This window comes from Mycolicibacterium monacense (assembly GCF_010731575.1).
In the GTDB taxonomy this organism is placed as follows: domain Bacteria; phylum Actinomycetota; class Actinomycetes; order Mycobacteriales; family Mycobacteriaceae; genus Mycobacterium; species Mycobacterium monacense.
In genome coordinates this window covers 4,493,914-4,506,919 of the sequence record NZ_AP022617.1, presented here as the reverse complement: position 1 = coordinate 4,506,919, position 13,006 = coordinate 4,493,914, and the positions used below count along the sequence as shown (strand labels likewise).

Annotated in this window: 13 protein-coding genes; 6 read left to right on the top strand and 7 right to left on the bottom strand. The window is 68.7% G+C overall.

All coding sequences use genetic code 11. The features are described from left to right. The first annotated feature begins 8 nt into the window (after nt 1–8). Nucleotides 9–698, top strand: a complete 690-nt coding sequence (gene tenA / locus G6N49_RS21600) for a thiaminase II (RefSeq protein ID WP_083045482.1) — start codon at nt 9–11, stop codon at nt 696–698. 2 nt (nt 699–700) lie between these two features. Next, nucleotides 701–1,351, top strand: coding sequence for a class I SAM-dependent methyltransferase (locus G6N49_RS21595; protein WP_083045481.1), 651 nt, complete (start codon nt 701–703; stop codon nt 1,349–1,351). A 100-nt stretch (nt 1,352–1,451) separates the two neighbouring features. On the opposite strand, the gene G6N49_RS21590 is transcribed toward G6N49_RS21595, so the two are convergent. After that, complete coding sequence (locus G6N49_RS21590; protein ID WP_011557786.1) at nt 1,452–1,907, bottom strand: STAS domain-containing protein; 456 nt, start codon at nt 1,905–1,907, stop codon at nt 1,452–1,454. Between the two features lie 152 nt (nt 1,908–2,059). Then, nucleotides 2,060–3,361 carry a DNA polymerase domain-containing protein gene (locus tag G6N49_RS21585; RefSeq protein ID WP_083045480.1) on the bottom strand — a complete coding sequence of 434 codons (1,302 nt, stop codon included), beginning with the start codon at nt 3,359–3,361 and terminating at the stop codon, nt 2,060–2,062. Between the two features lie 57 nt (nt 3,362–3,418). Between G6N49_RS21585 and fadD2 the strand changes: the two genes are divergently transcribed. Further along, nucleotides 3,419–5,200, top strand: a complete 1,782-nt coding sequence (gene fadD2, locus G6N49_RS21580; protein ID WP_083045479.1) for a long-chain-fatty-acid--CoA ligase FadD2 — start codon at nt 3,419–3,421, stop codon at nt 5,198–5,200. Between the two features lie 3 nt (nt 5,201–5,203). Here the strand turns inward: fadD2 and G6N49_RS21575 are convergent, their stop codons facing one another. Next, nucleotides 5,204–5,512 carry a hypothetical protein gene (locus G6N49_RS21575; RefSeq protein ID WP_011557789.1) on the bottom strand — a complete coding sequence of 103 codons (309 nt, stop codon included), beginning with the start codon at nt 5,510–5,512 and terminating at the stop codon, nt 5,204–5,206. 60 nt (nt 5,513–5,572) lie between these two features. Between G6N49_RS21575 and G6N49_RS21570 the strand changes: the two genes are divergently transcribed. Next, the gene (locus G6N49_RS21570; RefSeq protein ID WP_083045478.1) at nt 5,573–6,478 is read left to right on the top strand and encodes an ADP-ribosylglycohydrolase family protein; all 906 of its coding nucleotides are present in this window, start codon (nt 5,573–5,575) and stop codon (nt 6,476–6,478) included. On the opposite strand, the gene G6N49_RS21565 is transcribed toward G6N49_RS21570, so the two are convergent. The 4 genes from G6N49_RS21565 to G6N49_RS21550 form a co-directional block, all read right to left on the bottom strand. Beyond that, nucleotides 6,438–7,724 carry an MFS transporter gene (locus G6N49_RS21565; protein ID WP_011557791.1) on the bottom strand — a complete coding sequence of 429 codons (1,287 nt, stop codon included), beginning with the start codon at nt 7,722–7,724 and terminating at the stop codon, nt 6,438–6,440. The genes G6N49_RS21570 and G6N49_RS21565 overlap by 41 nt on opposite strands. Before the next feature lie 86 nt (nt 7,725–7,810). Beyond that, nucleotides 7,811–8,104 (bottom strand): DUF4193 domain-containing protein, encoded by a 294-nt coding sequence (locus G6N49_RS21560; protein WP_011557792.1) that lies wholly within the window; start codon nt 8,102–8,104, stop codon nt 7,811–7,813. Nucleotides 8,105–8,205: 101 nt separating this feature from the next. Beyond that, entirely contained in the window at nt 8,206–10,398 is a 2,193-nt protein-coding gene (locus tag G6N49_RS21555) for an acyl-CoA dehydrogenase family protein (protein WP_083045477.1), read from the bottom strand. Nucleotides 10,399–10,457: 59 nt separating this feature from the next. After that, complete coding sequence (locus tag G6N49_RS21550) at nt 10,458–11,075, bottom strand: TetR/AcrR family transcriptional regulator (protein WP_011557794.1); 618 nt, start codon at nt 11,073–11,075, stop codon at nt 10,458–10,460. Between the two features lie 140 nt (nt 11,076–11,215). Here G6N49_RS21550 and G6N49_RS21545 point away from each other — a divergent pair, with 140 nt between their 5' ends. Continuing rightward, nucleotides 11,216–12,061 carry an oxygenase MpaB family protein gene (locus tag G6N49_RS21545; protein WP_225891837.1) on the top strand — a complete coding sequence of 282 codons (846 nt, stop codon included), beginning with the start codon at nt 11,216–11,218 and terminating at the stop codon, nt 12,059–12,061. A 16-nt stretch (nt 12,062–12,077) separates the two neighbouring features. Next, on the top strand, nt 12,078–12,980 hold the full coding sequence (locus G6N49_RS21540; protein ID WP_011557796.1) for a class I SAM-dependent methyltransferase: 903 nt from the start codon (nt 12,078–12,080) through the stop codon (nt 12,978–12,980). Nucleotides 12,981–13,006: the final 26 nt, after the last annotated feature.

The following is a 13,006-nucleotide window of genomic DNA, read 5'->3' as shown; positions in this document are numbered from 1 at the left end:
TGGCCGCGATGGAGACGCCTGACGAATCGACGACGAACACCTGGTCGCAGCGGCTGTGGCACGAGACCGAGCCGATCTTCTCGGCGATCATGGCCCACCCGTTCATCTCCGGGCTCACCGACGGCACCCTGGACCCCGAGGTCTTCGCGCACTACGTCGCCCAGGACGTCCACTACCTGCGCGACTACGCGCGGGCGCTCGCGGTGGTCGGCGCCAAGGCGCCGACGCTGGCCGGCACCGCGATGTTCGCCCGCCACTCGGCCGAGATCGTCGAGGTGGAGCTGTCGCTGCACGAGACGCTGTTACCCGAGATCGGGCTGGACCCGGCCGAGCTGGACCGCGTACCGGTGGCCCCCACCACCCGCGCCTACACCAGCTATCTGCTCGCGACGGTCTACGGCGGCAGCTTCGTCGACGGCCTGGCGGCGATCCTGCCGTGCTACTGGATCTACGCGCGGGTGGGCGAGGAGTTGATCGGACGGGGATCGCCCGACAGCCGCTACCAACGGTGGATCGACAGCTACGGGGGCGACGAGTTCGCCGCCACCGTCAAAGAGGTGCTCGAGCTCACCGACCGCGTCGGCCCGACGCTGAAGCCGGCGGAGGAAGCGGCCGCTCGCGCCCACTATGTGACGACGGCACGGTATGAGTGGATGTTCTTCGATGCGGCGCACCGCCGCGAGGCCTGGCCGGTCTGACCATGGCGCCACACTCCTTCGACGCACCGGTCCGACGGTGGGAGGACATCCCGGGCTGGTTCGGCTGGCGGCAGGCCCAGGAGGAAGCCGTCGCCCACTTCGGCGACGGCGACCGGTTCTCCGCCCCACGTTTTGTCGCCCCCCGTTTCGTCGAGGTGGGCAGCTATCTCGGCCGCAGCCTCTGCTCGCTCGCCGAGGTCGTGCGGCAGTCAGGCCGCGAGATCGGCATCATCGGGGTGGACACGTGCCGGGGGAGCGGTCCGGAGGGTGCCCGCGAGATCAACGCCCACGGTCCCGCCGTCGAGTTCGGCGGCGGCACGTTCGCGGGACTGCTGCACCGCAACGTCATCGCCTGTGGATTCGCCGACACTGTCGCGCTCCTGATCACCGACTCGGTGTCGGCGGCCCGGATGTTCGACGACGAATCCCTGGCCTGGGTGCACATCGATGCCAGACACGATTACGAGAGCGTGCGCGCCGACATCGCGGCCTGGGCGCCCAAGGTGGGCCCCGGCGGCTGGCTGTCGGGGGACGACTACCACCCGGAATGGTGGCCGGGTGTGGTCGCTGCGGTAGAAGAAGCACTGCCCGACGCCCGTGAATGGACGCCGGGACAGTGGCGCTGGCGGAAACCGCCGGCTTCGGATCGGTGAGAGGTCAGGCGGCGGACTGCACGTGATGCACGTGGTGGCGGCGCTTGAGCAGGAATGTCAGCCAGCGAACGTCGATGAGCATGGGATGTGCCTTTCCGTGTCAGGCTGTCTTGGTCAAGAGGGGCAGCAGGCGGCGCCGGGCCAGGATGCCTTCGCTGAAGTGATGCAAGGCTTCCGGAACCGAGGCGGTCACCGGCATGTCGTCGAGAGTGCCGGAGGCGCGCAGCACCTGCAGAACGGGTTGGCTGCCGATCACCGACCATTCGACGTCGGCTTCGGCGCAACGGGCGTCGATTTCGTAGAACAGTGAGAGGCCTTCTGCGGCAAAGGTACTCACACCACTGAGATCGAGGATGAACGGCTTCTCCGCGAGGACGAACCGCCTCGCGTAATCCGCGACGCACGACAGGTTGTCGGCGTCGATGTCGCCCGTGACCGTGACGACCGTTGCGAGTTGACGGCAGCGGGCCCGCATCCGGACCCGGTCGCAGTCGAACGACGGGTTGCCGTAGTGGAAGGCGCTGTGCGAACCAGTGGATGTGCTCGTGAGTGTCATGAGCGGTCTCCCGTCGGCGTTTCGCTGGAATGGCTTCGTTGTTTTGCCACCTCAACGTGACTCCGAAGTTATGCGGGGAATTTAAGGCCGCCGGGTAGCTACCGCTAAACCTTTGGTAAGAGTTGCTATTCGCGGGACTCGTGATGCGATTGTTACCGGTCGGTATCCGGGCCGTGCCGCGACTGGGAGGCCCACTGGGGTCCGGTGTAGTTCTCCCACGGACTGTAATCGGCCAGCAGCGGTTCCTGCGGCGGACGCTGCTCCTCCGGGACGTGCCGGAGGTTGATCCGGATCCGGTACCAGATGGAACTGGGACCGCGCATCCCGTCGACGAGGACGTCGGGCGGTTGCAGCCGTTCCGCCGCGGCCGGGTGGCGCTGACGCCAGGTGTCGAGTGCGGCCAGTGCCTCGTCCTTGGTCTTGGTGCGGGCGATCTCGATGAGCGGCATCACCGACTGCCTGCGTCCTGTGGCCCCGCCCTGCCGTTTGGCGCCGCGGGGCGCCTTCTCGGCCGGCCCCAGTCGGTCGGCGAGATCGAGCAGCGCGTCCAGCCGGCCGGGATGGTCGTCCATCGACTCCCACGGATCGCCGATCTCGGCGTAGCGGGCGGGCACGGTCGCGACGGTGAACGCCTCGGGTCGGCAGCCCGGCACCTCGTCCCAGCGCAGCGGGGTGGACACCCGGGCGTCCGGGGTGGCGCGCACCGAGTACGCCGACGCGACGGTGCGGTCGAAGGCGTTCTGGTTGAAGTCCACGAACACCCCTTCGCGTTCCTCCTTCCACCACCGGCTGGTCGCGAGGTCCGGCGCGCGCCGCTCCACCTCGCGCGCGATCGTCTGGGCGGCCAGCCGGACGAATTTGAACGGCCAGCGCGGTTCGATGCGGGCATAGATGTGGAAGCCGCGCGAACCCGAGGTCTTCGGCCAGGCGGTCAGGCCGTGGTCCTCGAGCACTTCTCGGGCCACCATCGCGACGGCGACTATCTGCTGCCAGTCGACACCGGGCATCGGGTCGAGGTCGACCCGCAGTTCGTCGGGATGGGCGAGATCGCCCGAACGCGTCGGATGGGGGTTGAGGTCGACGCATCCGATGTTGACCGCCCACCCCAGCCCCGCGGCGTCGTGGATCACCGCCTCCTTCGCCGAGGTGCCCGATGCGTACTTCAGTTCCGCGACGTCGACGTAGTCGGGGCGCTTGGCCGGCGCGCGCTTTTGGAACACCGCCTCCTCGGTGATGCCCTTGACGAAGCGTTTGAGGATCATCGGCCGGTCCGCGACGCCGCGCAGGGCGCCGTCGGCCACGGCGAGGTAGTACTCGATCAGGTCCAGTTTGCTGATCGGCGGCCTGCCCTGATGCGTCTCGAAGACGACCTTGTCGGGGTGGGTGACGGTCAGCGTGCGACCGGCGATGTCCAGCGTCAGGCCCTGAGCCCGGGATCCGGCCATGTCAGCCATGGTAGGGACTGTCCGATACCCGCCTCCGCTGCGACATGGGTCACATATTGTGGTGACATGCCGAAGCTCACCGAACTTCCGTCGCAGGTTGCCGCGAAGGCCAAGCTGTATCTCGACCGTGGCTCCGCTGAATTGCACTACGCCCGAAAGATGTTCGAGGCGGGCGCATTACAGCTGGAGCCGCCGCAGAACATGGCTGCGTTCGTGGCCGACATGCGTCGGTGGGGTGAGTTCGGGATGATTCCGGCGCTCAACGCCCGTCGCACCCCGGACCGTAACGCGGTGATCGACGACGAGGGCGAGATGACCTACGCCGAACTCGACGAAGCGGCGCACGCCGTCGCGCACGCCCTGCTGGCCAAGGGGATCAAGGGCGGCGACGGGGTGGCGGTCCTGGCGCGAAACCACCGCTGGTTCCTGGTGGCCGTCTACGGCGCCGCCCGCACCGGCGCCCGCATCATCCTGCTCAACAGCGAGTTCTCCGGACCGCAGATCAAGGAGGTGTCCGAACGCGAGGGCGCCAAGCTGATCATCCACGACGACGAGTACTCCAAGGCGGTGTCCCAGGCGAAGCCCGAACTCGGGTATCTGCGCGCACTGGGCACCAACCCCGACAACTCCGAGCCCTCGGAGAGTGACGCGCAGACCCTCGCCGACATCGTCGCCGGGGGCGACAAGACCCCCGCACCGAAGGTGACCAAACACTCGTCGGTCATCATCCTCACCAGCGGCACCACCGGCACGCCCAAGGGCGCCAACCGCAAACCGCCGCTGTCGTTGGCGCCCATCGGGGGCATCCTGTCGCACGTACCGTTCAAATCCGGTGAGGTGACGCTGCTACCCGCGCCGATGTTCCACGCGCTGGGTTACCTGCACGCCACCATCGGCATGATGCTCGGGTCGACGCTGGTGCTGCGGCGCCGGTTCAAACCGGCCACCGTGCTCGCCGACGTCGAGAAGTACAGGGCGACCGCCATGGTCGTGGTGCCGGTGATGCTGTCGCGGCTGCTCGACCACATCGAGAAGACGGACACCAAACCGGATCTCTCGTCGCTGCGGATCGTGTTCGTCTCGGGTTCGCAGTTGGGCGCCGAGTTGGCGACCAGGGCGATGAAGGACATCGGCCCGGTCATCTACAACCTGTACGGCTCGACCGAGATCGCGTTCGCGACCATCGCCCGTCCGGAGGATCTGCAGAAGAACCCGGCGACGGTCGGGCCGGTCGTCAAGGGGGTGCGGGTCAAACTCTTCGACGAGAACGGCAAAGAGGTGCCGCGCGGTGAGGTGGGCCGGATCTTCGTCGGCACCACCTTCCCCTTCGAGGGCTACACCGGCGGCGGCCACAAGCAGATCATCGACGGGCTGATGTCCTCGGGCGACGTCGGATACTTCGACGAGGACGGACTGCTCTACGTGTCCGGCCGCGACGACGAGATGATCGTGTCCGGCGGAGAGAACGTGTTCCCGGCCGAGGTGGAGGACCTCATCAGCGGCCATCCCGACGTGGTCGAGGCCACCGCGCTCGGAGTCGAGGACAAGGAGTGGGGGCACCGGTTACGGGCGTTCGTCGTCAAGGCCGAGGGCGCATCCGTCGACGAGGACGCCATCAAGGGTTACGTCAAGGAACACCTGGCGCGCTACAAGGTGCCCCGTGAGGTCATCTTCCTCGACGAGTTGCCGCGCAACCCGACCGGCAAGATCCTCAAACGCGAACTGCGCGAGATGGACGTGGACGGCTCGGGCGGTGACGCCGGTGACTCCGACGGCGCCGACGGCTCCGACGGCTCCGGTGACTCCGACGGCGCCGACGGCTCGGGCGGTGACACCAAGGCGGAATAGCCGCTAATCGGTGAGCGCGGACCCCGGCACCGACAGGCACAGCAGGAACAACATGAACAGGAACCAGCCTGCGCCGTGCCAGATCGGCCAGGTGCCACGGAATTTCCAGACGCGGTAGGTCTGGATGAAGGCGCCGACGCCGCCGGCGAACAGCACGACGGGGACGAGGATCGCTGCGATGAGGGAATGGTCGTCGGGGATCGCGTAGAACGCGAAGCACACCCCTGCCACCGCGATCACGGCGACGACGTAGGTGACGGCCGAGTGGAAGGCCTGCGGATCGTGCCAGCGCTTCTCCACATCGTTGGTCATGAGGTCCGGTTTCCCGGGGCACACTCGGGGGAAACGGCCGCGACGACGAAGGGAGGCGAGGTGGGTGGTGCATCGATACGGTCGAGGATCCGGGCGGGCCTGCTGGCCTACGCGGCGGGGGACGCGGCAGGCGTGCCATGGGAAGGCTGCGTGGCCGCGGAGATCGACCGCCCCGGCATCGACGAACTCCCTCGCCGCGGGGACTGGCCGCCCGGCGCCACCTCCGATGACACGGCGCTGACCCTGCTGGTCGCCGAATACCTCCGCGATCACGGTGCGGTGGTCGACGAGGCCGACTTCCTGACCAGGCTCGCCGCCGCCGCGCCGCACATCCGCGGGATCGGGCCCAGCACCCGTGCGGCGATCGACCGGTTCTGGACCCGCGGCGCGCTGCACGCCGAGACCGGCGACACGAACGGGGCGGCCATGCGCGCGCTGCCGATCGGGTGGGCGGTCGCCGACGACGGTCTGCGCCGCACGGTCACGACAGGCCTGTCGCGGACGACACACGGTGCCGCATCCGCCGTCGCGGCCGCGTGCATCGCGTCGGCGATGGCGTCCGCGGCGGTGGACGGAGCCTCTCCTCTGGATGCGGCCTCGACCGAAATCGATTGGGCCGAAACGCAGTTCGGCATCGAGCTGAGACCCGTGCGCGGCGCGGTCGACGGCCGGTGGCGGCCGGGCCGCAACGGGGTGTCGCTGGAGGCCGTCGGCGCGGTGGCCGCGGTGGTGGACGTGGTCCGGCACGCCGACGTGGGGCACCTTTCTGTCGCCGACGCGCTGCGCTACGCGGTGTCCCTCGGCGGCGACACCGACACCGCCGCGGCGATCGCGGGCGGAATCCTCGGCGGCCGCGTGACGGGCACGCCGGACATCCCGTGGCTGGACCGCGTCGACCTACCCGACGGTGCGACTCTCGACGGCCTCAGCGCCGCGCTGGCGGAGTTGCGGGCGTCGACGGGCTGAGCCGGTCGTTCGACAGTGTGAATACGACGCCCGCCGAGATCACCATCATCAACCCGACCGCCCACATCCCCGCCCGTGCCGAACCCAGCGCGTCGTCGAGCGCACCCGTGACGTACGGGGCGGCGAACCCGCCGAGGTTGCCGACCGAGTTGATCAGCCCGATGCCGCCCGCGGCCGCGGCGCCGGTCAGGAACCGCGACGGCAGCGCCCAGAAGCTCGGGATCGCGCTGAACACCCCCATGGCGGCCAGCGTCACCGGGATCATCACCAGCACCGGGCTGTCCAGGTACAGGGCCACGGGGATCGCCAACCCGCCCAGTAGCATCGGGACCGCGACGTGGCGGGTGTGTGCGCCGGTGCGGTCCGCGCGTCGCGACCACAGGTACATCGCCACCGCCGCGAACGCGTACGGGATCGCCGTGATCAGCCCGACCTGCTCGATGGACAGCGTCAGCCCGAAATCCTCACGGAACCCGGCGATGATCGACGGCAGGAAGAACGCCAGCGCGTAGAGCCCGTACGCGACGCCGAAGTACACCACCGCGAGCGCCCACACCCGCGGGCTTCTGAGCGCTCGGCGCAGCGGGAAGTCGAACCGGCTGCTCACGGCATGCTCTTCTGCCGCGAGAACGCCTATGAGCCAACGTTTTTCGTCGTCGGGTAGCCAGTTCGCGTCGGCGGGCCGGTCCGTCAGGGCGATCCAGCACACCACGCCGAGCGCGATCGCCGGAAGGCCCGAACAGATCATCATGAACTGCCAGCCGGCCAACCCGAACAGGCCGTCACCGACGTCGATGAGCCAGGCGCCGACCGGTGTCCCGACCGCCGCGGCGATCGGGCTGGCCAGCATGAACATCGCGACGACCCGCGCCCGGTACGCCGTCGGGAACCAGCGGCTGAGGTAGAGGATCACCCCGGGGAACAGTCCGGCTTCGGCCACGCCGAGCAGGAAACGCAGCGCCAGCAGTGTCGGGGCGTTCGGCGCGAAGCCGATCGCGACGACGACCAGACCCCAGGACACTGCGATACGCGCCAGCCACCGCCGGGCGCCGAAGCGGTGCAGCGCGAGATTCGACGGCACCTCGACGAGGACGTAGCCGATGAAGAAGATGCCCGATGCGAACCCGAACATCGTGGCCGACAGTTGCAGGTGGGCGCTGATGTCGGCTCTCGCGATGCCGAGATTGGTGCGGTCCAGGTAGTTGACGAAGTACAGCGCCATCAAGATGGGAACGGTGCGCCACATGACCCTGCGCACCGTGGCGGACCCCCGCTGCCCGCCACTGGTCACGCCGTGATCGTAATGGGGCGGCGGGCGCCGCCCCAGTCACGTCAGGCGCAGTCGGCGCAGATCATCGTCCCGTTCGAGTCGCGGGCCAACCGGCTGCGATGGAACACGAGGAAACAGCTGCTGCAGGTGAACTCGTCGGCCTGCTTGGGGATGACCCGCACCGTGAGCTCTTCACCGGACAGGTCGGCGCCGGGGAGGTCGACGGTGTCCACTTCCTCGGCGTCGTCGTCGAGAACCGCCGTGCGGGCGTCGGCGCGACCCACCGGCAGCTCGTCGAGCGAGTCCGATTCCAGGTCTTCTTGCTTACGGCGGGGGGCGTCGTAGTCAACGGTCATGATGGCTGCCTCTTAAGTCGTCGCGGGGAACTGCACAGCACTCAACGGACGCTGATCGCCTGTTGTTCCCGCCCCGTCGACCCGCCAAACCCCCCAGCGGATTACGGATCGCGCGGCAACCCGAGCAGGCGCTCGGCGATGATGTTGAGCTGCACCTCCGAGGTGCCGCCGTAGATGGTCGTCGCCCGGCTGCCCAGCAGGTACTCCACCCACTTGAACTCCAGTGACTCCGGTTCGGCGAGCACGCCGTCGGTGCCGAACGACGACACCGCGAACTCCGCGTACCCCTGACCGGTTTTCATCGACAGCAACTTGGAGATCGCGGCCGACGGCATCGCGTCGCCGCCGGCCAGGGTGAGCAGCGTCGAGCGCAGGTTGAGCAGTTTGGCGGCGTGCCCTTCGGCGATCAGCTGACCGGCCTTGTTCTGGCCGATCTGGTCGAAGTGCCCGTCGCGGATGAACTCGACGAAACCGTCGAGCGTGGCCAGGAACGGCGGCTCGCTGCTGCCGATCGAGACCCGCTCGTTGGTCAACGTGTTGCGGCTGACCTCCCAGCCGCGGTTGACCTCACCGACCACCAGTTCGTCCGGGATGAACACGTCGTCGATGAAGACCGTGTTGAACATCGCGTTGCCGGTCAGTTCGCGCAGCGGTTTGACCTCGACGCCTTCACTGTTCATGTCGAGCAGGAAGTAGGTGATGCCGTTGTGTTTCGGGGCATTCGGATCCGTTCTCGCCAGCAGCGCCCCCCACTGGGAGTACTGCGCGCCGGTGGTCCAGATCTTCTGGCCGGTGACGCGCCAGCCGCCGTCGACCTTGGTGGCCTTCGTGGTCAGGCTCGCCAGATCGGATCCGGCGCCCGGCTCGGAGAACAGCTGGCACCAGATCATCTCGCCACGGAACGTCGGCGGCAGGAAGCGCTGCTTCTGCTCGTCGGTGCCGAACGCCACGATCGACGGGATCAGCCACGCGGCGATCCCCATCTGGGGGCGCTTGACCCGGCCGGCGGCGAACTCCTGGGCGATGAGGATCTGCTCGACCGGACCGGCGCCGCGACCCCACGGGGTGGGCAGGTGCGGCACCACCCAGCCGCCCTCGGCGATCGCGACGGTGCGCTCCTCGCGCGGCAGCGCCTTGAGCGCGGCGACCTCGGCGCGGATCTCCTCACGAAGCTTCTCGGTGTCGGGGTCGAGGTCGATGTTGATCGGACGCATCCCGGTGGTCGTCGCGGTGTCGACGATGTGCTGCGGGTAGTCGGCGCGGCGTCCGAACGCGGCGGCGAGCACCAGCGCGCGGCGGTAGTAGACGTTGGTGTCGTGTTCCCAGGTGAACCCGATGCCGCCGTGCACCTGGATGCACTCCTGGACGCAGTGCTGGGCGGCGGTCGGCGCCAGCGTGGCCGCGACCGCGGCGGCGAACTCGAAATGCGGCTCGTCCGTGACGTTCTCGCGAACCTCGTCGAGGGCGCGGGCGGCATCCCACACCGCGGCGGTGGCCCGCTCGGTCTGGGCGATCATGTCGGCGCATTTGTGCTTGATGGCCTGGAACTGTCCGATCGGCCTGCCGAATTGTTCGCGGATCTTGGCGTAGCCGGATGCGGTGTCGGTCGCCCACCGGGCCACCCCGATCGCCTCGGCGGACAGCAGCGTGACGATGAGCGCCCGAGCCAGCGCGGGCGTGAGGTTGCTCAGCACCCGGTCGTCGGCGACGTCGACGGCGTTGGCGCGGACGTGGGCCACCGGACGGAGGGGGTCGATGCTCGCGACCGGTTCGATCTCCAGTTGGCCGGCGTCGAGGACCACCCATTCGTCACTCGAGTCGATGGCGACCGGGAGAACCAGCACGGAGGCCTGCGCGGCGGCGGGAACGGCCCGCACCTCACCGCGGATGACCAGCCCGTCGCCGTGCCGGGTGGCGGTCAGGCCCGAGTCGATCGCGTAGGCGGCGATGACGTCACCCGAGGCGAGCCCGCTGAGGACCTTGGCGTCGGGATCGTGCGCGGCGATCAGCGCACCGGCGATCGCCGACGGTACGAACGGGCCGGGCACTGCGCCGTAACCGAATTCGGCGAGCACGATCGCGAGCTCGAGGATGCCGAAGCCCTGCCCGCCCACGGATTCGGGAAGGTGCACCCCCTGCAGTCCCTGTTCCGCTGCCGCCCGCCAGAACGGGGGCGGGTTGGGAATCGGGTTCTCGAGCGCATCGTGGAGCACTTCGGACGGCGCCACCCGCGCCACCAGGGATCGCACCGAGTCGGCGAGATCGTTGTGCTCTTCGGTGATTGCGATGGGCATAGCTTCGTTGCCTTCCCTATTAACCGCTTGGTTGGGAGCCACATTACATACGGTGCGAGTCAGTACAACCGGGGATCGGCGAGCTGGTCGACCATCGCGGTCAGCTGGTCGACGAGCCCATCGGGGTCGAGCGCGAAGCTGCCTGCCAGCCAGGCGCTGATGGTCTGCCCGACACCGCCGACGACGAAATGCGCTGCGGCCTTGATGCGGTCGTTCTCGGACTGGCGCAGCGCTGCGCTGGCGTGCCGGCCGGACAGCATCGCGAACAGGGCGCCCGATTCGGCGCGTTTGCGCACCACGACGGTGTTCGACAGTTGTGAGCTGAACAGCAGCCGGCCGATGCGGGGATCCTCGGAGACGGTCCGGATGATGTCGGTCATCACCGCGCGGCTCTGGGCCCGTGGCGGCGCGGCGGCCGCGGCGGCCTGTGTCGTGGTGGCGATGCCGTTGATCACCCAGTCGAAGACCGCCGCGACGAAGTCGTCCTTGTCGGTGAAGCATTCGTAGAAGTACCGGACGGTGACGCCGGCTCGGCGGCAGATGGCCCGGACCGTCAGCTCGGCCAGATCCTGTTCGGCCGAACCGAGCAGGTCGAGGCCGGCTTCGAGGAAGCGCTGCCTGCGCTGCGCGAGGCGTTCCGGAGCCTCGACGCCGCGGTAGGGCCGCACCTGTCCCATGCACCCATCTTGACACCCGTCGATGCGGCGGGGGAAAATCAGGAAACATTCGTTCTCACATTTAGGGGTGGCCAGTGACGGTCAGCGAACCGCTTCCGCACGTCGAGCGTCCGGTCAGCGCGCCCGCGCACCCCGACAAGCTGACCCCACCCCCTGCGCTGGCCCGGCGCGCCGCCAGCATGGAGGACGGGCTGATGGGGGTCGCGCTGCTGGCCGGCCCGGCGAACGTGATCATGCAGTTGGCCCGTCCGGGCGTCGGTTACGGCGTGCTGGAGAGCCGCGTCGAAAGCGGCCGCGTCGACCTGCACCCGGTCAAACGCGCCCGCACCACCTTCACCTATCTGGCCGTCGCGACCCGGGGGAGCGACGCGCAGAAGGCGGCGTTCCGCCGGGCCGTGAACAAGGCGCACGCGCAGGTGTACTCCACCGACGAGAGCCCGGTGAAATACCACGCCTTCGACAAGGACCTGCAGCTGTGGGTCGCGGCCTGTCTCTACAAGGGCGCGGTGGACGTGTATCGGCTCTTCGTCGGGGAAATGGACGACCAGGCCGCCGAAGAGCACTACCGCGACAGCATGACGATGGGCACCACGCTGCAGGTGCCGCCGGAGATGTGGCCCGCCGACAGGGCGGCGTTCGACAAGTACTGGCAGGAATCGCTCGACAAGGTGCACATCGACGACACCGTGCGCGAATACCTCTATCCGATCGCGGCGTCGCGGCTGCGCGGGCTGAAACTGCCCGGCCCGTTGCAGCGCAGGAACGAAGAACTCGCGCTGCTGATCACCACCGGCTTCCTGCCGCAGCGCTTCCGCGACGAGATGCGGCTGCCCTGGGACGCCGACCGGCAGCGCCGATTCGACCGCCTCATCGGGGTGTTGCGCACCGTCAACCACCTGCTGCCGCGGTTCATCCGGCAGTTCCCGTTCAACGTGCTGCTCAAGGATCTGGATCGCCGCATCCGCACAGGGCGCCCGCTGATCTGACGCGTATAACCGAATCGTGCGTCACGACAACGATTCCTGGGACATCACCACCAGCGTCGGATCGACCGCCCTCTTCGTGGCGGCATCCCGGGCGCTGGAGGCACGCAAACCCGACCCGCTCGCGGTCGACCCGTACGCGGAGGTCTTCTGCCGCGCCGCCGGTGGCGACTGGGCCGGCCTGTTCGACGCAGGGGCCGATCCGAAACCCGACCACGTTCTGTTCTCGGAATTCGGTGAGCAGTTCGTCAACTTCCAGGGCGCCCGCACCCGGTACTTCGACGCCTACTTCGCCGCGGCGTCGGATGCGGGTGTGCGGCAGGTCGTGCTGCTCGCGGCGGGGCTCGACTCGCGCGCCTACCGGCTGCCCTGGCCCGACGGCACCGTCGTCTACGAACTCGACCAGCCCCGGGTGCTGGAGTTCAAACGGGAGGTGCTCGCCGAGCGAGGCGAGCAACCGGTGGCGCAGCGCCGTGAGGTGGCGGTCGATCTGCGCGACGACTGGTGCGCCGCGCTGACCGCGGCCGGATTCGATCCGGCCCGGCCCTCGGCGTGGCTCGCCGAAGGGTTGCTGATGTACCTGCCCGCCACCGCCCAGGAGGCGTTGTTCTCGGGGATCGACGCGCTGTCGGCCCCACGTAGCTGGGCCGCCGTCGAGGAGTCGGTGCCGATGCCCGCCGAGGTCTTCGCGTACAAGCGCGAGGAGGAGCGCGCGGCCGGCGAGGAGGGCACCTTCTTCACCCTGGTCTACAACGAGCGGCACGCCCCGGCCGAACGGTGGTTCGGCGAGCGCGGATGGGCCGCCGAGCCGACCTCACTCGCCGACTATCTGACGCGCGTGGGGCGTCCGGCCCCTGTCGACGATCCCGAGTTCGGCGCCATGATCAGCGCAATCCGACTGGTCACCGCGACCAAGGGGTGACCGGCGTCACCGGTCCGGTCGCCACC